This is a genomic window from Streptomyces sp. MMBL 11-1 (assembly GCF_028622875.1).
In the GTDB taxonomy this organism is placed as follows: domain Bacteria; phylum Actinomycetota; class Actinomycetes; order Streptomycetales; family Streptomycetaceae; genus Streptomyces.
On sequence record NZ_CP117709.1, the window covers coordinates 6,299,317 to 6,323,087 of the forward strand.

The 23,771-nt window shown below is 70.0% G+C and carries 9 protein-coding genes; 7 read left to right on the forward strand and 2 right to left on the reverse strand.

Features of this window, described 5'->3' with window-relative positions; translation table 11 throughout:
• The first annotated feature begins 98 nt into the window (after positions 1 to 98).
• Together PSQ21_RS28110 and PSQ21_RS28115 are read left to right on the forward strand one after the other, a co-directional pair.
• Positions 99 to 2,147, forward strand: a complete 2,049-nt coding sequence (locus PSQ21_RS28110; RefSeq protein WP_274034068.1) for an APC family permease — start codon at positions 99 to 101, stop codon at positions 2,145 to 2,147.
• A 280-nt stretch (positions 2,148 to 2,427) separates the two neighbouring features.
• On the forward strand, positions 2,428 to 3,756 hold the full coding sequence (locus PSQ21_RS28115; RefSeq protein ID WP_274034070.1) for a class I SAM-dependent RNA methyltransferase: 1,329 nt from the start codon (positions 2,428 to 2,430) through the stop codon (positions 3,754 to 3,756).
• Positions 3,757 to 4,049: 293 nt separating this feature from the next.
• Here PSQ21_RS28115 and PSQ21_RS28120 read toward each other — a convergent pair whose 3' ends face one another.
• Together PSQ21_RS28120 and PSQ21_RS28125 are read right to left on the reverse strand one after the other, a co-directional pair.
• Positions 4,050 to 4,940 (reverse strand): hypothetical protein, encoded by an 891-nt coding sequence (locus tag PSQ21_RS28120; RefSeq protein WP_274034071.1) that lies wholly within the window; start codon positions 4,938 to 4,940, stop codon positions 4,050 to 4,052.
• Between the two features lie 1,006 nt (positions 4,941 to 5,946).
• Complete coding sequence (locus PSQ21_RS28125; RefSeq protein WP_056557577.1) at positions 5,947 to 6,618, reverse strand: hypothetical protein; 672 nt, start codon at positions 6,616 to 6,618, stop codon at positions 5,947 to 5,949.
• A 281-nt stretch (positions 6,619 to 6,899) separates the two neighbouring features.
• Here PSQ21_RS28125 and PSQ21_RS28130 point away from each other — a divergent pair, with 281 nt between their 5' ends.
• The 5 genes from PSQ21_RS28130 to PSQ21_RS28150 all read left to right on the forward strand — a co-directional run bounded on the left by PSQ21_RS28130 (position 6,900) and on the right by PSQ21_RS28150 (position 23,737).
• Entirely contained in the window at positions 6,900 to 8,573 is a 1,674-nt protein-coding gene (locus PSQ21_RS28130) for an SWIM zinc finger family protein (protein WP_274034074.1), read from the forward strand.
• 182 nt (positions 8,574 to 8,755) lie between these two features.
• Positions 8,756 to 15,055 carry a protein kinase domain-containing protein gene (locus PSQ21_RS28135; RefSeq protein ID WP_162638857.1) on the forward strand — a complete coding sequence of 2,100 codons (6,300 nt, stop codon included), beginning with the start codon at positions 8,756 to 8,758 and terminating at the stop codon, positions 15,053 to 15,055.
• 44 nt (positions 15,056 to 15,099) lie between these two features.
• A complete protein-coding gene (locus tag PSQ21_RS28140; RefSeq protein WP_030770725.1) occupies positions 15,100 to 18,009 on the forward strand; it encodes a DEAD/DEAH box helicase in 2,910 nt (969 codons plus the stop codon).
• Complete coding sequence (locus tag PSQ21_RS28145) at positions 18,009 to 22,082, forward strand: Eco57I restriction-modification methylase domain-containing protein (protein ID WP_274034076.1); 4,074 nt, start codon at positions 18,009 to 18,011, stop codon at positions 22,080 to 22,082. The genes PSQ21_RS28140 and PSQ21_RS28145 overlap by 1 nt, the downstream gene beginning before the upstream one ends.
• The gene (locus PSQ21_RS28150; RefSeq protein WP_274034078.1) at positions 22,079 to 23,737 is read left to right on the forward strand and encodes a hypothetical protein; all 1,659 of its coding nucleotides are present in this window, start codon (positions 22,079 to 22,081) and stop codon (positions 23,735 to 23,737) included. Before PSQ21_RS28145 ends, PSQ21_RS28150 begins: the two co-directional genes overlap by 4 nt.
• Positions 23,738 to 23,771 lie beyond the last annotated feature (34 nt).

The window sequence follows — 23,771 nt, forward strand, 5'->3', positions numbered from 1 at the left end:
AAGGAATGGCGAGGCGTTCTCCGCCGACCGCAGGAGATTGCGGTGCCACGTCGAAAGGGCGTCCGTTTCGGCCACGGGCTCCGCTTACGATCCTCAGCGTGTCCAAACTGACCGACCTGCCCAAACGGATCCTGATCGGCCGGGCGCTGCGCAGCGACAAGCTCGGGGAGACCCTCCTTCCCAAGCGCATCGCGCTCCCCGTCTTCGCGTCCGACCCGTTGTCCTCGGTGGCGTACGCGCCGGGAGAAGTCCTCCTCGTGCTCTCCATCGCGGGGGTGTCGGCGTACCATTTCAGCCCCTGGATCGCCGTCGCGGTCGTCGTCCTCATGTTCACCGTCGTCGCCTCCTACCGGCAGAACGTCCGTGCCTACCCGAGCGGCGGCGGCGACTACGAGGTCGCGACCACCAATCTCGGCCCCAAGTCCGGACTGACCGTCGCCAGTGCCCTGCTCGTCGACTACGTCCTCACCGTGGCCGTGTCGATCTCCTCCGGCGTCGAGAACCTCGGCTCCGCGATCCCGTTCGTCATCGAGCACAAGACGTTCTGCGCCATCGGCGCCATCGTCCTGCTCACCCTGATGAACCTGCGCGGCGTCAAGGAGTCCGGGAAGCTCTTCGCCGTTCCCACCTACCTCTTCGTGGCCGGCGTCTTCCTCATGCTCCTCTGGGGCGCTTTCCGGGGAGTGGTCCTCGGCGACACCATGCACGCCCCCACCTCCGAACTGGAGATCAAGCCCGAACACGAGGGGCTGGCCGGCTTCGCGCTCGTCTTCCTCCTCCTGCGGGCCTTCTCCTCCGGCTGCGCCGCCCTCACCGGGGTCGAGGCGATCAGCAACGGGGTGCCCGCCTTCCGGAAGCCGAAGAGCAGGAACGCCGCGACCACGCTCGCCATGATGGGCCTGCTCGCCGTCACCATGTTCTGCGGCATCATCGGCCTGGCCCTTGCCACCGACGTCAAGATGGCAGAGAACCCGGCGGCCGACCTGATCCGCGACGGCGTCCCGGTCGGCGCGGACTACACCCAGGACCCGGTCATCGCCCAGGTCGCCGAGGCGGTCTTCGGCCACGGGTCCTTCCTCTTCATGGTCCTCGCCGCCGCCACCGCACTGGTCCTCTTCCTCGCCGCCAACACCGCGTACAACGGCTTCCCGCTGCTCGGCTCGATCCTCGCCCAGGACCGCTACCTGCCGCGCCAGCTCCACACCCGCGGCGACCGCCTGGCCTTCTCCAACGGCATCGTGCTGCTGGCCGGCGCGGCGATCCTGCTCGTCTGGATCTACGGGGCCGACTCCACGAAGCTGATCCAGCTCTACATCGTCGGGGTCTTCGTCTCCTTCACCCTCAGCCAGACCGGCATGGTGCGGCACTGGAACCGCCTGCTGACCGACGAACGGGATCAGGCCAAACGCCGCCACATGGTCCGCTCCCGCGCCATCAACGCCTTCGGCGCCTTCTTCTGCGGTGTGGTCCTGGTGATCGTCCTCGCCACCAAGTTCACCCACGGCGCCTGGGTGGCTCTGCTCGGCATGGTCATCTTCTACGGCACGATGACCGCGATCCGGAAGCACTACGACCGGGTCGCCGCCGAGATCGCCGCCGACGAGACCCCCGCGGACGAGAGCGTGCGCCCCTCCCGCGTCCACGCCATCGTCCTCGTGTCCAAGCTCCACCGCCCCACGCTGCGCGCCCTCGCCTACGCCAAACTGATCCGCGCCGACCACCTGGAGGCGCTCTCGATCAGCGTCGACCCGGACGAGACGAAGGCGCTGCGCGAGGACTGGGAACGGCGCGCCGTCAACGTCCCCCTCAAGATCCTCGACTCGCCCTACCGCGAGGTGACCCGCCCGGTCATCGATTACGTGAAGGGCCTGCGCCGCGAGAGTCCGCGCGACGTGATCAGCGTCTACATCCCCGAGTACGTGGTCGGCCACTGGTACGAGCACCTCCTGCACAACCAGAGCGCCCTGCGCCTGAAGGGCCGTCTGCTCTTCACCCCGGGCGTCATGGTGACCTCCGTCCCGTACCAGCTCCAGTCCTCCGAGGCGGCGAAGAGGCGGGCGCGCAGGCGCGCGGACTGGAACGCCCCGGGTTCGGTCCGCCGGGGCCCGGTGGAGCGGAGGCACAAGGAGCCGAACCGCAAGAGGTGAGAGGCCCGTGCGGGACGAGTCGGATCGTGGTGATTCGGCTTGTGGTGACTCGGCTCGTGGCGAGGCCGCTGCGGTGTGTCGGCTCGGGGCGTTTCGGCTCGTGGTGAGGCCGTGCCTGGTGAGGCCGCTCGCCGCACGGACGACGGACCGGGGCCAGGGAGACCTGCGGGCGCCGGGGCCGGTCGTGGTCAGCACCCTGACCGCGTCCGCGTAGACTGGTGGGCTGTCGTCCGGCCGCAGGCCCGACCGTTTGCCCCCTTTCTCCCTGGAGCCTCCCCTCATGCAGAACGAACCCACGTCGTCGCTGGTCGGGGAGGAGTACGAGGTCGAGGTCGGGCCCGTCGCGCACGGCGGTCACTGCATCGCCCGCACCGCCGAGAACCAGGTGCTCTTCGTACGCCACACGCTCCCCGGCGAGAAGATCATCGCCAAGGTCACCGACGGCGACACGGACTCCCGTTTCCTGCGGGCCGACGCGGTACGGATCATCGAGCCGTCCAAGGACCGCGTCGAGGCGCCCTGCCCGTACGCCGGCCCCGGCATGTGCGGCGGCTGCGACTGGCAGCACGCCAAGCCGGGCGCGCAGCGCCGCCTCAAGGGCGAGGTCATCGCCGAGCAGCTCCTGCGGCTGGCGGGCCTGACCCCCGAGGAGGCCGGCTGGGACGGCACGGTCATGCCGGCCGAGGGCGACAAGCTCCCCGCCGGCGAGGTGCCCGCCTGGCGCACCCGCGTCCAGTACGCCGTCGACGCCGAGGGCCGCGCCGGCCTGCGCAAGCACCGCTCGCACGAGGTCCAGCCGATCGACCGCTGCCTGATCGCCGCGCCGGGCGTCTCGGAGCTCGGCGTCGAGAAGCGCGAGTGGCCCCAGATCGCCGCGGTGGAGGCCATCACCGCCACCGGCTCGAACGACCGCCAGGTCATCCTCACCCCGAAGCCCGGCGGCCGGCTCCCCCTGGTCGAACTCGACAAGCCGGTCTCCGTGCTCCGCGTCGACGAGAAGGACGGCGGCGTCCACCGTGTCCACGGCCGCGCCTTCGTCCGCGAGCGCGCCGACGACCGCACCTACCGCGTGGGCTCCGGCGGCTTCTGGCAGGTCCACCCGCAGGCGGCCAACACCCTGGTCCGCGCGGTCATGCAGGGCCTGCTGCCCCGGAAGAACGACACGGCGCTCGACCTCTACTGCGGCGTCGGCCTGTTCGCCGGCGCCATCGGCCAGCGCCTCGGCGAGAAGGGCGCGGTCCTCGGCATCGAGTCCGGCAAGCGAGCGGTCGAGGACGCCCGCCACAACCTGAAGGACCTGGACCGGGTCCGCATCGAACACGGCAAGGTCGACCAGGTCCTGCCCCGCACCGGCATCACGGAGTGCGACCTGATCGTCCTGGACCCGCCGCGCGCGGGCGCGGGCAAGCAGGTCGTCAAGCACCTGTCGGGGCTGGGCGCACGCAAGATCGCGTACGTGGCCTGCGACCCGGCGGCGCTGGCACGGGACCTGGCGTACTTCCGGGACGGGGGGTACAAGGTGCGGACGCTGCGGGCGTTCGACCTGTTCCCGATGACCCACCACGTGGAGTGCGTGGCGATCCTGGAGCCCGCCTCAAAGGGCTCCTGACCTGCTGTTTCTCCGAGTGTGCGTTATGGGCGTTACGTGCGTTAGGTGCGATATCTTGACGCATATCTGACGCATATCTGACGCACGTGACGCACGTTTGACGCACGGACGGCACGGTTTCTGATGGGTCGTCATGCAGGCTTGCCGACCATCGAGTGGAGCCCTCAGCTGTCTGCTCTCAGGCACGCTGAGGTGGCCGGGGCGCTGGCTGCTGAGCTGTTGGCCGCCCCTGCCCATCCCTTCTCGGTAGTGACGTTCTGTGACGCTAGATGAGGTGTCCGGTCCGTGTCGTGTCAGGGGCCGTATGGGCTCCAGTGCCCGAGAAAGGGCCTGAGATCGTCGGCTCGTGGTTCGGGGATGTCGGGCAGTCGGGGCGGTGTGTTCAGAGGGTCGAGGCGCTCCACGCGTGTTGCTGCCCAGTCGATCCACGTTTCGGCTTCGGTCCTGGTCTGGCCTGGGGGCATGGCGTCGACTCGGGTGCGTACGGCGCTGACGTACTCCGCGAGTCCGGTGGCGTGACGCCATGCCGCTTCCTGCGCCTCGAAATGCCTGACCCGATACGCCTCTGCGTACTGGACGCGCGCTTCGTCCATGGCGGCTTCCCAGCGGATGCGCTTCTGGCGCGCTGCTTCGATCTCGTCGAGACGTCTGCGTTCAGCGGCTTCGCCGCGAAGCGTGACCTCCTGCACGATCTCGGCGAGCTGGTTCTCTAGGGAGCGCCCTGGGGTGTCGGACCATTCGCTCGCCCGGTGCGGCTGGCCGCCGCTGAGGACGAAGCGGAGACGTTCGGACGGGGTGTAGTCGAAGCGGGGGATCCTGATCCAGGACTTCTTCTTGGCCTCGGCGAGTTCCTTCTCGGTGGCGACGTGCTCAGTCCGGTCCTGTTCCTGGAGGACGAGGAACTCCACGGTCTGGCCCTGCGCGGTGATGGTGAAGTGGGGAGACGCCCTGTGGCGGCGATGGGGCGGGGGCGCGAAGCCGGTCTGCCCTGCCGCACTGGAGTGTCCTGCGTTCTCGGTGGCGATGATCAGCGCCTGGATAAGCCTGAGGGCGCGTCCTTGGACGGACTTGGTGAGGCCCAGCGGCTGGGGTTCGTTCTGCATGGCCCGGACCACGCTGTGCGGCCGCGCGAGCCGCGAGGGCACAGGGACGGGTTCGAGGGGCGCGAGGCGCCAGGCTGGCATGTTGACGAGCTTGATTTCGTACCCGCCACGGCACCAACCTCCATAGAGCTCCTTCGTCTCCGGGATCCTTCCGGATCTGCGCGCCGTAGCTACACGCGACGGCCACTTCTCCAACTCCGGACCGCTGCCGCTCTTGATGAGTCGGCCGCCCGCCTCCGCGAGCTCCTGTAACAACTGCTCCGTGAAGGTCACGCGAGGCCGTGGAGGAGGGCTGGGCTTTCGCCCAGCTGCCGGAATTTCCTGCGCTCGGGTGGGCGGCGGTTGCGGAGTGGCGGCCTGGGCCTTCCGTGGGCGAGGCCTGCGGGGAGGGTACGTGCCGTGTGCCAGGTAGTGCCGACCGGCGCTCGTCAGAGCGACGCTCCACTGCCCACCCTTGCGGGAGACCGTGACCAGGCCCCGGTTCTGCAGTGCCTGACAGGTGGTTTTGTAGGAGCTGGTCTCCCATACGCTGGCAGGACACCCGGCTTCCACCCACTCAAGAACCGCAAGCTGACGTTCATTGACCGGCCGTTCCAATGGTCTGCCCTCGGATTATGGCTGCGTGACGGGCGGATGCTGTCAGTGATCGTGGTGCAGGGTGGGTGCTGCGTGGAGGGTTCGCCTGAAGAGGTAGCCAGTGTCGCCTTTTCCGCCGGCGGGATTCGAAACCGCGCACATGACTCCGGGGGCCGTCGTTTTCCGATGTTTTACCAGGTCATCAGAGCATCTGATTCTATGTTAGTGGCCCAGCCTCACGCATTCCGCGAAAACGAAACGTTCTGCTTGGTTGCCATTGCATGCTTTCCGGCTTGTTTTGAAAGTCTGGTGCAACGTGGCGGATGCCGTGGGGCGTTGTAGGGGTGCGTGCACCGGCCCTCGATTCGAACGAGTGGGTGGTCGCGTGCATGGATGGCCGAGTGTGCCTGACCGCAGGGAATGCGGCGGCTCCCGGTAACCGCAAGGTCGTATGCCGGTCGAGTGTCGAGTGCGCCTGAGGGCGTACGCGGTCTGTCCGTGGCAGGGGGCGTCACTTCCGGCCGGGGGTCCATTTCATGCCGAGCCGGTAGGCGCGGGAGATCACGTCCTGGACGCCGGGGCCGTCCTGCGGAGTGAACCAGCGCACCTCGCGGCCGATGACGAGTTCGCCCTTCTGCCGCTTGATGAGGGCGATGGCGCAGGCGTGTGCCTGCGGCGGGCACTCGTCCAGAACCACCCGGAAGCGGTCACCGCGGTCGGAGGTCAGCGTCACCACGGCGTCGAGGCCGCGGAAGTCGCCGGACCCTTCGTAGATGTAGACGAAGAGCAGGAGCTTCTGGAACTCGGCCTGGTGGTCCAAGTTGATGACGAGGTTCTCTCCCGTCTCCCGGGCGCCGGTCCGGTCGTCCGCGTCGAGGGCGACGTACGGGAAGCGGTCCACCGTGCCGAACGCGTTGCCCAGTGCCTGCACCACGGTCTTGGAGCCGTCGGTGCAGCGGATCATGCAGCCGAGGTCGAGATCCACATGCCTGGCCGCGGCCGACCGCAGCGATGCCCGTATCCGGCCGAACAGGCCATGGGCCTCGCCGGCCGCCCGCTGGGCGGCGGCCTGCGGTGAGGTCCAGTTGAGGTTGACCTTGATCAGTCCCGAGGTCACGCCGTGCTTGTCCAGGGAGACCGTGGGCGAGGCCTTCGTCAGGTTCACAGTGGCGGGCTGGGTCATGCGGCGCCTTTCGGGGAAGGCCCGGGGAGCCGGGGTGGTCGACGACCATACAGGCGGGGCGTGAGGCGCCGCAGGGAATCAGTTGTTGACGGTCTGGTGCGAGGAGGATCCGTCGGCCGGGCGGCGGAGCCGGCGGGACTTGGAGGGCGTGCGAGTTGCTGAAAGCAGCAGTGACGCGCGGAGGTGGCGCCGTACTGATCCCTGGGGTTGTTCGATCCGGCGGCCGTTAGTGTGAGCGCAGTTGGTGGGGGAGTCCGAGCCGGAGCGGAGCGCGGAGAGTTTTGGGCGGTCTTACGGAGGCGAAGCTGAGGGTGCTGGCCGGCGAGCGTTCGTTCGGGCGCGGGCTCGGTTACGTCGACGAGGTGTCCGGTGTGGAGTTCGGTGACGGCTGGATCAGGGCGTCGGTGCACGGAACGGAACGGTACGAGACGGAGCTCGTCCTGGGTGGGCACAAGGGGAAGGGGCCGGCGGGCACGTGTGACTGTCCGTACGGCCAGGAGGGCAACTTCTGCAAGCACCTGGTCGCACTCGGCCTGACCGTGATCGCCCAGGAGGCGGACCTCCCGCGTCTGCGGGAGTCGGCCCTGGACCGGGCGCGCGGCCTCGATACCTGGCTGTCCGCCCTGTCGCGGGAGGAACTGCTTACTCTCGTACGAGACGAGATCGCCGTGGACCGGCAGCTTGGGCGCCGCCTGGAGCTGCGTGCGGCGAGTGCTCGCGGAGACCTGGCCGGGATCCGGGCCCGCATCCGTGAGCTGCTCGACATCGGCCCGTTCGCCCAGTACGGCTACGTCGAGTACGCCGACGCCCGCGCCTACGCCGACCAGGCCGGGCAGGCGGTGTCCGCGATCCGCTCGCTGACCGGCTCCGGCCGGGCCTCCGACGCGATAGCGCTGTCGCGGGAGGCGATCGGGCTGCTGGCCGGGGTGGCCGAGAGCATCGACGACTCCGACGGCTGGCTCGGCCAGATCGGCGCCGGCCTCGCCGACGCCCATCGCGACGCCTGCTATGAAGCCACGCCCGAGCCCGAGGAACTCGCGCACTGGCTGGTGACCCACGCGCTCGACGAAGCGGCCGACCTGACGGACATCGACCCGCTCGACTACGAAGACCTGCTCGGCGAGCAGGGACTGATCGCCCTGCGCCGGTACGCGACGGAAGCATGGACGGCCAACCGCACCGGCTGGGCCGAGAGGCACCTGCTGCAGCGCCTGGCGAAGTCGGGCCGGGACGTCGACACGGTGATCGCCGTGCACGCCGCCGACCTCGCGCCGAATGGTCACACCCACCTGCTCATCGCCCGCGAACTGGACACCGCCGGTCGCCCCGCCGAAGCCCTGGAGTGGGCCGAGCGCGGCATCCGCGACGCTGAGGACCTCGCCACTGTCGACACCGCCCTGGTCGACCACCTCACCGACCGCTACACCCGAACCGGCCGGCTCGCCGACGCCGTCACCCTGCGCCGTGACCACTTCGCCGCCCGCCGCAGCCTGCTTGCCTACCAGCAGCTGCGCGCCGTAGCCAGGGCCGCCGCATGTTGGCCGCCCGAGCGCGAGAAGGCTCTGGCCTTGTTGCGCACCGACGCGGAACGGGCGAAAGGCTGCGGTGGGCGTGTCCTCGTCGACGTCTTCCTGGACGACAAGGACACGGATGCCGCTTGGTGCGCGGCCACGGAGCACGGCGCCCACGACGGCCAGTGGCTCACCCTCGCCGACCGATCTCGCGCCACCCGCCCCGCCGGTGCCCTCGCCGTCTACCACCGCCTGGCCGCCCCGCTCACCTGCCAGACCGGCAACCACGCTTACGAACAGCTCGTCAGCCTGCTCCTGAGCATCCGCGACTGCCACCGTCACCTCGGCACGCCGGACGACTTCACCACGTACGTCACCGACCTGCGCGCCTCCCAGAAGCGCAAACGGAACCTGATGCGCCTGATGGACGAACACGACCTGTGACCCACCAGCATGCGTGTTGACGCCGTCAACGCATTGAAGTGTTGTTTACGATGGAAGCATCGTGTACGCTGCCTGTGGGGCTGGGAGTCTGTCCGTGTCGCATTCCACGGCATTCTCCCGTGGGGAGTCGTGTGCTCGCAGGGCCACGCGAAGATGCAAGGGAATGGGCTGTGGCGACGGAGATGATCGCAGGGCGGTTCCGGCTTCTGGGGGCTGTGGACTCGGGCAACATGGGTGAGGTCCACAGAGCCGAGGATCTTGATGCCGCCCCGGGCGACGCCGACCGCGTCGTGGCGGTCAAGCTGATCCTCCGGCGCCGGTCCGGTCTGCGGATCGACACGCACGGCGACACCAAGACGGTGGAGCGGTTCGCCCGCGAGGTGCGGATCATGCAGACCTTCGGCCGGCACCCCAACCTCCCGCGTACGATCGCCGGCGGCGTGGACGACACGAACGGCGGCCTGCCCTACCTCGCGATGGAATTCCTCGACGGCCATCCTCTGGCCGACCTGGTCGCCGACGAGCCGCAGCTGCCGATCTCCTGGGCGGGGGCCATCGCCGCGCAGATGGCGGAGGGACTCAAGGCCGCTCACGTCGAGGGTGTCGTGCACCGCGACCTCAAGCCCCGCAATGTCATGCTCACCCGCGGTGGCCTCGTGAAAGTCCTCGACTTCGGCATGGGGCGGATCGTCGACGACCCGGACGGCGCCAAGCTCACCAGCACGGGCGTCACCGTCGGCACCGCCCGCTACATGGCCCCCGAGCAGTTCCAGGGTGGAGCCGTGACCCCGGCGGCGGACCTCTACGCCCTCGGCTGCGTCCTGTACGAGATGCTCCTCGGCGTGCCGCCGTTCGTCGGCACCTCCGCGTACGAGCTCGGCGAGAAGCACGTCCATCAGGCGCCGAACCCGGTCCGGTTGGTCCGGCATGACGTCCCCGAGGCGCTCGCCCGCCTCGTCGACCGCCTGCTCGCCAAGAATCCGGCGGACCGCCCCGAGAGCGCCGCCGCGGTACGGGACACCCTGCTGCCGTTCGTCGCGCCCGCCGAACCGCTGCCCGCCTGGCGCGAGTTCGACCCGGTGGGCCGCCTCCTCCAGGACCGGTCCGCGCTCTCCACGCCCACGGCGCGGCAGGCTCCGGCCGACCAGCCGCCCGCCCAGACCCGCCCACACACGTCCGGCATGGACGTCTTCGGCGTCCACCGGGACCTGATCGACGAGTACCGCGCCTTCACCCAGGGCGGCACGATCATCCGTGACGAACGCGTCGCCGACTTCGTCCGGCGCGACCTCGACGCCAAGTCCCAGTGGCCCAACCCGTGGATCTCCCTCAACCCCTTCTTCGACTCCGCCGGCACCGTTGCCGAGCTCGCTTCCCAGGGCGTCCTCCACCCCGAGTGCGCGCGGATCTTCCAGGCGAAGAAGGCCAGGGGCGGCACCGTCTGCGACGGCCGCCCGCTCACCCTCCACCAGCACCAGCGCGAAGCCGTCGACGCCGCCCGGTCCGGGGCGTCCTACGTCCTCACCACCGGCACCGGCTCGGGCAAGTCCCTCTCCTACATCGTGCCCATCGTCGACAAGGTCCTCAGGGACCGGGAGACGGAGCCGCGAGGGACGGCCAAGAGAGTCCGCGCGATCATCGTCTACCCCATGAACGCCCTGGCCAACAGCCAGCTCAAGGAGCTGGAGAAGTACCTGAGGGACGGCTACGGCGCAGGACGCGAGCCCGTCACCTTCGCCCGCTACACCGGCCAGGAGGACGACGCCGCCCGCAGGGAGATCCGTGACAACCCGCCGGACATCCTGCTCACCAACTACGTGATGCTGGAGCTGATGCTCACCCGTCCCGACGACCGAGACAGCCTCGTCCGGATGGCCAAGGGCCTCGAATTCCTCGTCTTCGACGAACTCCACACCTACCGAGGCCGCCAGGGCGCCGACGTCGCCCTGCTCATCCGCCGCGTCCGCGAGGCGTGCCAGGCCGACCGTCTCCAGTGCGTCGGAACCTCCGCCACCATGTCCACCGAGGGCACGATCGACGAGCAGAAGAGCGTGGTCGCGGGCGTCGCCTCCAAGCTCTTCGGCACGAGGATCCGCACCGAGCACGTCATCGGCGAGACCCTGGTCCGAGCCACCGACCCGGCCCCCGACACCGTCCCTGCCGAGCGGCTGCGCACCACCGACGCGCCCCGTGCGTACGCGGACCTGGTCCGCGACCCGCTTGCCCGCTGGATCGAGACCCGCTTCGGCCTGGCCACCGACACCCTCACCGACCGCCTCGTCCGCCAGAAGCCCGCCAAGATCGAGGACGCGGCCGAGGACCTCGCCCGGGAGAGCGGCGTGTCCGTCGAGGACTGCGCCGCGGCCCTGCGCGCCACCCTGGAGGCCGGCTCGCAGGCCCGTCACCCCGTCACGGAGCGCCCCCTCTTCGCCTTCCGCCTCCACCAGTTCCTCTCCAAGGGCGACACCGTCTACGTCACCCTGGACGACCCGGCCAGCCGACACCTCACCCGTGACTACCAGCAGGTGCAGCCCGGCACCGACGGCAAGCTCCTCATCCCGCTCGCCTTCTGCCGGGAGTGCGGCCAGGAGTACCTGACGGTGTGGCGCACCGAGAAGGACGGAGAGGTCCGCTACGAGTCCCGCCGCGACACCTCCGCCACGGGCGGCAGGGCCGGCGACGGCTACCTCTACGTCGGCCGCCCGTGGCCCCGCTCGCTCGATGAGGCCGTCGCCGAGCGCAAGCTGCCGGAGTCGTGGCTGGAGCTCGACGACCGTGGTCAGGAAGTCGTCAGGAAGTCGTACCGCGAGCGCGCGCCCCGCGCCGTGACCGTCGATCCCTACGGGTACGAGGGACGGGGCGACCTGGACGCCGCCTTCATCCCGGCCCCGTTCCGCTTCTGCATCCAGTGCTCGGTGTCCTACGAGCAGCCGCGTGGCAAGGACTTCGCGAAGCTCGCGACCCTCGACCAGGAAGGCCGGTCCTCCGCCACCTCCCTGGTGTCGGCGGCCGTCGTCCGCTCCCTCAAGGCCGTTCCCGAGGAAGCCCTCGACAAGGAGGCGCGCAAGCTCCTCACCTTCGTCGACAACCGCCAGGACGCCTCCCTCCAGGCCGGCCACTTCAACGACTTCGTCCAGATCACCCAACTGCGCGGCGCGCTCTACCGGGCCGCCCTGGACGCCGGGGAAGAGGGCATCCACCACGAGGAGCTGGCCACCCGCGTGGCGAACGCCCTCGCCCTGGACCCCGTCGAGTACACCGGCCAGTCGGACCTGCCGCCCGCCCTCGCCCGCAACGCGGCCAAGACCCTGCGTGACGTCATCGCCTTCCGTCTCTACCTCGACCTGGAGAGCGGCTGGCGCATCACCATGCCGAACCTGGAGCGGACCGGTCTGCTGACGATCGACTACGCGGACCTCCAGTGGGTCGCCGAGCGTGACGAGCGCTGGCAGGACACGCATGCGGCGCTCCGCGACGCCGACCCCGCCCTGCGCGCCGAGATCACGCGGACGCTCCTGGACGACATGCGCCGCGAACTCGCCATTGACGTCCAGTACTTCCGCGACGACTTCGACGCCCTCCAGCGTGCCAGCGAGGAACGCCTCATCGACCCGTGGGTCCTCGGCAGGTCCGACGCGCCCAGGGTCAAGACCGCCTACCCGCAGCCCTCCAGCCCTGGCATGGACCGGTCCGGGCACTTCCTCTCGGCCCGCGGCAAGTTCGGCAAGTACCTGCGCCGCACCGCACCCACGGTCTTCGACGTGCGCGACGGCGTGAAGCTGGACAACACCGACCTCCAGAAGATCATCGAGGACCTGCTGAAGGTGCTCGCGAAGGCCGGCCTGGTCACCGAGGTCAGCGCCGCCCCCCAGCGTGCCGGCCGCTTCCGCGCGCCGACCGGTCCCGCCGCCACCGGCTACCGGATCTCCGCCGCCTCCCTCATCTGGCGGGCCGGCCCCGGCGAGTCCGGCGCCCACGACCCGCTGACCCGCACGTACGCCAGTGGCGACGGACCGCGCGTCAACACCTTCTTCCGTGACCTCTACCGCAACGCCGCCGTCGAACTGTCCGGCCTGTTCGCCCGCGAGCACACCGCCCAGGTCGACCCGGCCGAGCGCGAGCGCCGCGAAGAGGCGTTCAGCAAGGCCGAACTGAAGCTCCTCTACTGCTCCCCGACCATGGAGCTGGGAGTCGACATCTCGTCCCTCAACGCGGTCATGATGCGCAACGTGCCGCCGACCCCGGCCAACTACGCACAGCGCAGCGGACGCGCCGGCCGGAGCGGCCAGCCCGCCCTCGTCACCACGTACTGCGCCACCGGCAACAGCCACGACCAGTACTACTTCCGCCACTCCGAGCGCATGGTGGCGGGTGCAGTCGCCCCGCCCCGCCTCGACCTCGCCAACGAGGACCTCGTCCTCTCCCACCTCCAGGGCATCTGGCTCGCCGAGGTGGGGCTGAAGCTGGGCCGCGCCATCCCGCAGATCATCGACATCGCGTACGACGAGAGCCTGGGCCGCCCGAACCCGGCGCTCCACCTCCACGACGACCTGTACGCCGCCTCCCGCGACGCCGACGCGCAGGCCCGCACGGTGGCGGCGGCCCACCGGGTCCTCGGCCCGCTGCTTCCCGACTTCGCCACGACCGTCTGGTGGGACGAACGCTGGATCGAGGACCGCGTCCGCACCGCCCCCGACCGCTTCGACCGCGCCTTCGACCGCTGGCGCGACCTCTTCCGGGCCGCCCTCGTCGACCAGTACGTCCAGAACAAGCGGGTCCTCGACCACACCCTCACGGAAGGGGACCGGCGGCGTGCGACAGGCCGCCGCAAGGAGGCCGAGACCCAGCTCAACCTCCTCAAGAACGAGACCCCGGACAGCCGGTCCGTCCTCTCCGACTTCAACCCCTACCGCTACCTCGCCTCCGAGGGCTTCCTGCCCGGCTACTCCTTCCCCCGCCTGCCGCTGGCCGCCTACATCCCGACCACCGGCCGCCGCCACGGCGACGGCGACTACCTCCAGCGCCCCCGTTTCCTCGCCATCCGCGAGTTCGGCCCCGGCGCGCTGATCTACCACGAGGGCGCCCGCTACCAGGTGACCCGCGTCCAGCTGCCCCCGGACTCCTCCGGTGACATCGCCACCACCGCGGCCACCCGCTGCAAGCACTGCGGCTACCACCACGATCCCGAGCAGCGCGCCGACGTCTGCGACATGTGCAAGGAGCCGCTCGGCGCCGCCGCCTACAACCTGCTGCACCTGCACACCGTCTACACCCAGCGCCGGGAGCGGATCTCCTCCGACGAGGAGGAGCGCCGCAGGGCCGGATTCCGGCTGGAGATCTCGTACCGCTTCCAGGACCACGGCATCCGCAAGGGCCGCCAGGACGCCCACGTCTCGGACCCGGCGGGTAGTCTCGCCACGATCTCGTACGGCGACTCGGCCACCGTCCGCATCACCAACAAGGGACGGCTGCGCGCCAAGGAGAACGAGCAGGACGGCTACTGGCTCGACCCCGCAAGCGGCCACTGGATGAACGAACGCGATGCCGCCGAGGCGTCCGGCGACTCCAGCGAGATGCCGGTCATCGACCCGGACGGCAACGAGAAGCGCCGCAAGAAGCGAGTCGTCCCCTTCGTCGAGGACCGCCGCAACATCCTCGTCGTCACCCTCGACGAGCCGCTGCCCGAACCCATCGCCCTCACTCTCATGTACGCCCTGGAGCGGGGCGTCGAGGCTGCGTTCGAGCTGGAGGACTCCGAGCTCACCAGCGAACTGCTCCCGCCCGACGACGGTCCCCGCAACCGCTTCCTGCTCACCGAGGCCGCGGAGGGCGGCGCCGGAGTCCTGCGCCGCCTCCAGGCCGAGCCCGGAGCGCTCGCCGCCGCCGCCCTCCGCGCCCTGGAGATCTGCCACTTCGACGAGCACGGAGTGGACCAGGCCAAGCAGCACTGCGCCCGCGGCTGCTACGACTGCCTGCTCACCTACGGCAACCAGCTCGACCACGCGGCCATCGACCGCCACACCGTCGTCCACCTGCTGCGCCGCCTCGCCTCCGCCGTGTCCGAGCCCGAAGGGCGGGGCGAGTCCCCGACGGAGCAGCACCGGCGGCTCGTCGAGGAGCTGGGGCGAACGGCCCCGAAGCTCGCCGACACGCCGGCCGACGACGCCGACGACATGGCGAACACTCCCCTGGAGCAGACCCTCGTCAACTGGCTCAGGGACCACGGCCTGCGCCTGCCCGACGAGGGCCAGACCCTCGTCGGCACCGCCCTCCCCGACTTCGTCTACCACCTGCCCGGAGTCAACCTCGCCGTCTTCGTCGACGGGCCGGACAGGGAGGAGGACGCCACCCGGGACGAGGACGCCGAGGAGCGCCTCTACGACGCCGGCTGGGGCGTCGTCCGCTTCCCGGCCGACCCCGCCGACTGGGACGCCGTCGTCGCCCGCCACGCCCGCTACTTCGGCGGCCCCGCCGCCTCCTGACCACGGAACCGACCGACCACCCGAGGACCCCGAGGACTCACCCGATGACGCTCACCTACTCCGCCGGTTCCCTGGTCACCGCCCGAGGCCGCGAATGGGTCGTGCTCCCCGAGAGCGCCCCCGACATGCTCGTCCTGCGCCCGCTCGGCGGTTCCGACGACGACATCGCCGCCGTCTTCCCCGCCTTCGAGGACGTCAGAGGCGCCGAGTTCGCCCCGCCGTCCGCCGCCGACCTCGGCGACCACCGCGCCGCCGGACTGCTGCGCTCCGCCCTCCGCATCGGCTTCCGCTCCGGAGCCGGCCCCTTCCGTTCCCTCGCCGGCATCGCCGTCGAACCCCGCGCCTACCAGCTCGTCCCGCTCCTCATGGCGCTGCGGCAGAGCACCGTACGGCTCCTCATCTCCGACGACGTCGGCATCGGCAAGACCGTCGAGGCCGGCCTCATCGCGAGCGAACTCCTCGCCCAGGGCGAGGCACGCGGCCTTGCCGTCCTCTGCTCACCGGCCCTCGCCGAGCAGTGGCAGGAGGAGCTGCGCACCAAGTTCGGCCTCGACGCCGAACTCGTCCTCGCCTCCACCGTCTCCCGCCTGGAGCGCGGCCTGGACCTGGGCCAGTCGCTCTTCGACAAGTACCCCCACGTCATCGTCTCCACCGACTTCATCAAGTCCACCCGCCACCGCGACGACTTCGTCAAGCACTGCCCCGACCTGGTGATCGTCGACGAGGCCCACACCTGCGTCGCCGCCGACGACACCACCTCCACACAGAACCAGCTCCGCTACGAGCTGCTGCGCCGGATCGCCGAGGACGCCGAGCGTCACCTGCTCCTCGTGACCGCCACCCCGCACAGCGGCAAGGAGTCCGCCTTCCGCAACCTTCTGGGCCTGGTCAGGCCCGAACTGGCAGGCACGGACCTGGACTCCGACCAGGGCCGACGACTCCTCGCCCAGCACTTCGTCCAGCGCAAGCGCGCCGACGTGCGCCAGTACCTGACGACCGAGGACGGCCTCGGCGACGACAGCCTGGCCGAGCGGACCGCGTTCCCGTCCGACCGCTTCTTCAAGGACGAGACCTACAAGCTGTCCCCGGCCTACCGCGCCCTCCTCGACGACGCCATCGCCTACGCGAGCGAGCGTGTCGAGGCCGCCGACAGCCAGGGCAAGCGCGAGGCCCGTATCGCCTGGTGGTCCGCGATCGCCCTGCTCCGCTCCCTCGTCTCCTCCCCGCGCGCCGCCGCCCAGACCCTCCGTACGCGCTCCGCCGCCGCCGCTGCCGTCAGCGCCGAGGAAGCCGACCGCTTCGGCGCGCCCCTCACCCGCGACGCGGCCGACAGCGACAGCCTGGAGGGCATGGACGTGGCCCCCGGCGCCGAGACCGACGACGCCGGCGCCCGCCTCGCCGAACTCGCCGACCGGGCCGCCGCCCTGGAGGGCCCGGACGGCGACCTCAAGCTGAAGGCCCTGGTCAAACATCTCAAGGCGCTGCTCGCTGACGGCTATCACCCGATCGTCTTCTGCCGCTACATCCCCACCGCCGAGTACGTCGCCGAGCACCTGGACGGCAAGCTCGGCAAGAAGACCGTCGTCCGCGCCGTGACGGGCACGATCTCGCCCCAGCAGCGCATCGAGCGCATCGAAGAACTGGCCGAGGAGGCCGGCCAGGAGGCCGCCGCCCGCCGTGTCCTCGTCGCCACCGACTGCCTGTCCGAGGGCGTCAACCTCCAGCACCACTTCGACGCCGTCGTCCACTACGACCTCGCCTGGAACCCCACCCGCCACGACCAGCGCGAGGGCCGCGTCGACCGCTACGGACAGCACCGCGACGAGGTCCGGGTCATCACCCTGTACGGCAGCGACAACGGCATCGACGGCAAGGTCCTCGATGTCCTCATCAAGAAGCACCGCCAGATCAAGAAGGACCTCGGCATCTCCGTCTCCGTCCCCGACGAGACCTCCTCCGGCGTCACCGACGCCATCGTGGAGTGGCTGCTGCTGCGCGGCCGGGAGGGGGAGCAGGGCACCCTCTTCGAGGCAGACTCCTTCCAGCAGAGCTTCGCCGACCTGGAGGCCGACTGGAAGTCCGCCGCCGAACGCGAGACCCGCTCCCGCTCCCGGTTCGCCCAGCGGTCCATCCACCCGGAGGAGGTCGCCCGCGAGGTCCTCGCCATCCGCGACACCCTCGGCCGCGCCGACGAGGTGAATGACTTCGTACGGACCTCCCTCGCGGCCCTGGAAGCCCACCTGGTGGAGGCGGGCGACGGCTCCGGCGACTTCACCGCCGAGGTCAGCGGCACCTCCGCCGGCCTGCGCGACGCCCTCGCCCCCGTCGTCGGCTCCGCCGCCGTCGAAGGCGCCCGCCCCATCCCGTTCCGTACGACCTCGGCGGTGGCCCGGGGCGAGGCCGCCCTCGTCCGCACCGACCCCGTCGTCGGTGCCATCGCCGCCCACGTCCTGAACTCCGCCCTCGACAGCCAGGCCGACGGCCGCCGCCCCGCCCGCCGCTGTGGTGTCGTCTCCACCCGCGCCGTCGAGACCCGCACGACCCTGCTCCTCGTCCGCTACCGCTTCCACCTCACGCTGCCCTCCCGGCAGGGGGAGAAGCAGCTCGTCGCCGAGGACGCCCGCCTCCTCGCCTTCCAGGGCTCCCCGAAGAACGCCGTGTGGCTGCCCGAGGACCAGGCCCACGCCCTCCTCGCCGCCCAGGCCGCCAACAGCGTCGACCCCGACCACGGTGAGCACATGATGACCCGGGTCCTCGGCCAGCTCCCGGCCGTCACCGACCACCTGGAGCAGTACGGCGACGCCCTCTCCGCCGAACTCCACGAGTCCCACCGCCGCGTCCGCCGCGCCTCCGACGAGATCGTCCGCGGCCTGCGGGTCACCGCCCAGAAGCCGGCCGACGTCCTCGGCGTCTACGTCTACCTGCCCGCCGCGTCCGGAGAGGCCGCCGTCTGATGTCCGCCACCACCCGCAACCAGGTCTTCTCCGCCGTCCACACCGTCGGCGGCCTGCTCCCCGCCGACATGCTGATCCGCATCGCCGACGGCAAGGACGTCAAGGGCTCCGCTCCCGCCGACTACCAGGTCATCGGCGCCCGTTCCGTACGCGACGAGGCCGAACGCCACTGGGACTACCTGAAGTCCGTCTGGCGCGAACTGCGCGAGAAACTGCCGGTCGCCCCGGACGCCGAGACCCCGGCCGACCCGACCGGCCTGGCCGTCTCCCAGTGGCTGGAACCGCTCTTCGCCGAGCTGGGCTTCGGCCGCCTGACCCCGATCGGCGCCACCGGCATCCCGGCGGACAGCGACCCCGACCGCGTCTTCCCCATCAGCCACCGCTGGAACCACGCCCTCCTCCACATGACGGCCTGGAACGCCGACCTGGACAAGCGCACCGGCGGAGCGGGCACGGTCCCGCCCCAGTCCCTCGTCCAGGAGTGCCTGAACCGCACCGAGGCCCACCTGTGGGGCGTCCTCACCAACGGCCGCCGGCTCCGGATCCTGCGCGACTCCAGCGCGCTCGCCACCGCCTCGTACGTCGAGTTCGACCTCGAAGCCATCTTCGACGGCGAACTCTTCAGCGAGTTCGTGCTCCTGTACCGCCTGCTGCACGTCTCCCGCTTCGCGGTGGCGGAGGGCGCGGCCCCGTCCGCCTGCTGGCTGGAGAAGTGGCGTACGGAGGCGATCGCGTCCGGCACGCGGGCCCTGGACCAGCTCCGCAAGGGCGTCCAGGAGGCCATCACCACCCTGGGCACGGGCTTCCTGCGCCACCCGGCGAACACGGCCCTGCGCGAGGACACGGACGTCAAGGCCCTGCACGGCGCGCTGCTGCGGCTCGTCTACCGCCTGCTGTTCGTCTTCGTGGCGGAGGACCGCGATGTCCTGCACGGCAAGGAGGCGACGGAGCAGGCGCGGGAGCGTTATGCGTCGTACTTCTCCTCGGCTCGCCTGCGCGCCCACGCCCGCCGCCGCAGAGGCACGGCCCACGGCGACCTCTACCAGGCCCTTCGGATCGTCCTGGACGCCCTCGGCGACGAGAACGGCCGCCCGGAACTGGGCCTGCCGGGCCTCGGCGGCATCTTCGACGAGACGGACGTGGACGCCCCGCTGAAGGGCCTGTCCCTCTCGAACGAGTACCTCCTCACGGCTGTACGCCACCTTTCCCAGGTCCGGGACGCTGGTTCGCGGCGCTGGCGCACCGTCGACTACCGCCACCTGGACGCCGAGGAACTGGGCTCGATCTACGAGTCCCTGCTCGAACTGGTCCCGCAGCACAGCGCGGCCGACCGGACCTTCGAGCTGGTGGAGCTGGCCGGCAACACGAGGAAGACGACGGGCTCGTACTACACCCCGTCCTCGCTCATCGAATGCCTCCTTGACTCCGCCCTGGACCCGGTCCTGGACGACGCGGTCAAGCGCGGCGAGCAGACGGCGAGCGCGGCGGGCGACCCGGACCCGTCGGACGCGATCGTCCGCGAACTCCTTTCCCTGACGGTCTGCGACCCGGCCTGCGGTTCGGGCCACTTCCTGGTGGCGGCGTCGCGCCGCATCGCGAAGCGGGTCGCGGCGGTACGGGAGCGCAACCCGGAGCCCACCCTTGAGTCCGTGCGCCATGCGTTGCACGAGGTCGTGGCGCGGTGCGTCTACGGCGTGGACCTCAACCCGATGGCCGTCGAACTGGCCAAGGTGTCGCTGTGGCTGGAGGCCCTGGAACCGGGCAAGCCGCTCGGCTTCCTGGACGCTCACGTGAAGCACGGCAACGCGCTCATCGGGGCGACGCCGAAGCTGCTGCGGGGCGGGATTCCGGACGAGGCGTTCATCGCGACGGAGGGCGACGACAAGAAGCACGCCAAGTCTTTGGGGAAGCTGAACGCCGAGGAGCGGAAGGGCCAGTTCACCCTCTTCGACATGGAGGACGAAGGCGTGAAGGTCGCGAACACGACCCTCGCGGCCGGCATGCGCCGGATCACCCATGCCCCCTCGGACAACCTGCGTGAGGTACGGGGCCAGGCGGCGGCATACAAACAGTGGGAGAAGTCCTCCGACTACCTCAACGCCCTCCACCTCGCCGACGCCTGGTGCGCGGCCTTCATGTGGCTGAAGACCCCGGAGGCTCCGAGGGCGGTCACCCACGGTCTCTTCCGCTCCCTGGAGGACCCGGACGCGTCCAGCACCTCGAAGGCCACCCACGACGAGATCGTGCGCCTGCGGGAGCAGTACCACTTCTTCCACTGGCACCTGGAGTTCCCGGAGGTGTTCTCCGTTCCGGACGGGGTTGTCACGGGGACGGTGGACGAGGCGACGGGCTGGGCGGGCGGCTTCGACTGCGTGCTCGGGAATCCGCCGTGGGACAGCGTGGAGCTGAAGGAACAGGAGTTCTTCGCGCAGCGCGCCCCGGAGATCGCTGCCATCTCGAACGCGAGCGCCCGCAAGAAGCAGATCGCCAAGCTCCAGGACGACCCGGACACGCTGGAGCTGTACGGCGAGTACGCGGCGGCGAAGCGTGCCGTCTACGCGGAGAGCCACTTCCTGCGCCGGTCGAAGCGGGTGCCGCTGACGGGCCAGGGCAACCTGAACCTGTACGCGGTGTTCGCGGAGACGGACCGGATACTGATGGGGGAGCGGGGCCGCGTCGGCGTCATCGTGCCGACGGGCATCGCGACGGACGCGCGGACGCAGTACTTCTTCAAGAACCTGGTGCAGAAGGGCTCGATTGCGGCGCTGTACGACTTCGAGAACAGGGCCGGCCTGTTCCCGGACGTGGACTCCCGTATGAAGTTCAGCATCCTGTCCCTGACGGGCCGGGCACTGCGCGAGCCTGCCGCTCGGTTCGCCTTCTTCCTCCACGACCCGGCGGAGTTGGACGAGGCGGACAAGGCGTTCACGCTCACACCGGAGGAGATCACCCTTCTCAACCCGAACACGGGCACGTGCCCGGTGTTCCGCTCCCGCCGCGACGCCGAGATCACCTTGGGTATCTACCGCCGTGTCCCGATCCTGATCAAGGGAGACGACCCGAAGGGTAACCCGTGGGGCGTGTCGTTCCTGAGGATGTTCGACATGTCCCACGACTCGCACCTCTTCCACACCCGCGAGGACCTGGAGTCTGAGGAGTGGCACCTCAGCGGCAACGTCTTCGCCAAGAGGGAAGCCAGGATGCTGCCCCTGTACGAAGCCAAGATGGTTGACTTCTACAACCATCGCGCGGCAGACGTCGTGAAAAGCGAAACGGCTGCCCAGCGCCAGAACCAGCCGGAGTACTTGAACGAGGAAGCGTGGAAGGATCGCAGGCGCTCCGTCATTCCCAACAACTGGGTTGCCGAGCCTGAGGTTCGAGACAAGCTTGACAACAGGGGATGGCGCCAGAAGTGGCATCTGGGGTGGAGAGACGTGACGAGCTCCACTAACGAGCGCACTGTCATTGTGAGCGTTATCCCTGATTCGGCCGCTGCCAATAGCCTTCCCGTGTCCATCGTCAGTGAGGGGCTGACGAGTCGAGTGGCGGAACTTCTCGCCTGCCTCAGTTCGTATGTTCTGGACTACGCGGCTCGACTCAAGGTCGGCGGTGTCCACCTGAACTTCTTCATCTGTAACCAGTTCCCCGTCCTTGCTCCAGGGGATCTGGTTGAGCACGCGGAGTTCATCAGGCAGCGAGTGGCTGAGCTCACCTGCACCGCCGACGACCTGACTCCTTTCGCCCGCGACCTCGGCGACATCGGCGCCCCCTTCATCTGGAACGAAGACCGCCGCACCGTCATCCGTGCCGAGCTCGACGCCCTCTTCTTCCACCTCTACGGGATCAACCGGGACGACGTCGACTACATCCTCGACACCTTCCCCATCGTCAAGCGGAAGGACGAGGCCAAGTACGGCACCTACCGCACCAAGGACCTCATCCTCGCCGAGTACGACCGTATGGCGGCGGCCGGCGTCAGCCTGACCACGCCCCTCGTGGACGGCGAGAACTACACCTCCACCCTCACCCCGCCCCCGGGCCATGGCCCCCGCCACGAAGGAACCGGAGAGTGACGAGTCCGCCGCCGGCCGGCGGCGCAGGGCAGTCGGTGCCCAGGTCGCGGACCGCGGCGGTCGCACGGGAGCGGGAGCGGCTGAGGGCGCTCAGGGAGCGCAGAGATGCCCAGAGCGCGGACTCGGGGATCGACGGGTTCACCGTACGCAGATGGCGGAAGGTGGGGGTGCTCGGAGCCCAGGCGGTGACGCGAGCCCACACCATGCTCCGGCAACTCGCCGACCTCGCCCACGAAGCCGCGCACGACGCACTCGCCGACGCGCTGCGCGACGAGCCGGACGACCGGCTGCTGCCCGCTGTCCGGGCCGTCCTTGAACGGGCCGACCCGGCCGCGGTCGCCGCGACGCTCACGGAGGTTCACGCGGGCGGCTTCCTCTGGCTGTCCGAAGTCGGGGAGCAACGGCTCACCGCGCTGACGGCTGGCGATGACAGGCTCACTGTCCCCGGGAGCGAGGACCCCTCCGGGGCGTTCGCTCTCCTCGCCGCGTTCGCGGCGGAGAGTACGGCCGCCTTCCCGTCCCGGATGCTGCCGCGGGTGCTCCCCTGGATACCGCTGAGCGTCCTCGACGACCTGATCGACGCCGGAGTGGTCGGTCCCGAGCACCAGCCCTGGCAGTACCGGGCCGAGGAGACGGATCACGCGTACCTCAAGGCCCGGCTGGTCCCCGACCAGGTGACCGCCGAGCAGGCGACCACGCTGGAATGGACGGCCCGGGAGCGGCGGAACGCGTTCCTCGCCGGGGGCGAGCCGCTGCCCTCGGCCGGTGACGTCTACGACCTCCTGGAGCGGGTCGCCGACGGCGACGCCTCGGTCGTGAAGGAGCTGGAACGGGAGCTGCCCCGTGACCTGGTGCTCCGACTGCGCCGGCTCCTGGACGGGGTCGCGGTCGGCAACTGGGACCGGGACATATGGGAGGACCGGGGGTTGTGGCGGCTCATTTTCGCCCTGTGGGAGCCCAAGGCGGCCGTCAACCCGTCGCGCTCGCCGCTGCACGCGCTGATGGCCCTGCGCCAGGCCTACGACCTGCTGTGCATGAACGACCTCGCACGTGCCTCCGCCCAGATCGACAAGCTGGTGTCGTACGAGGCCGCTGACCCGGCCTGTCGGGCCGAGGCCCTCAACTTCCACGCGTACACGCTGCTGCTCCAAGAGCAACTCGATGCGGCGGCCCTGGTCCTGGAGGGCATCCACGACGCGCACGAGAGGGCCGAGTCCAACCTTCGTATGCTCCGCCGACGTCAAGCGGTTCAGCGCAACGACAGACCGGCGGCCTCCAACCCCTATCTCGACCTCGGGCTGCCGCACGGCGCACCGAGCTGGACGACCCGGTACCGGGACCTCCGCCGGGAGCATGTGCGTGATCTGGACACGAGCGCGCGGCTCAACAACGCGATGAAGCGCATCAGGGACGCCGAGCGTGACGAGGACTGGTCCGGCTTCTTCGTGCTGCCGCTCGACCTGGACGTGTTCGAGCTTCCGGACGAGGTGCCGGTCACGTTGGTTCCGCCCCTGGCCCCCCTGACCAGGCGAACGGCATCTCACTCTCCCGAAGGCCTGGGGCTCGTGCGGCAGCGGGCGGTGGCGGACCTGCTGCCCCACCTGCTCAACGCGCCCCGGCGCCCCGATCGCAACGCAAGGACGCACACACCGTGAAAAAGGTGCCCCGCAGCCAGCGGAAGACCCTGGT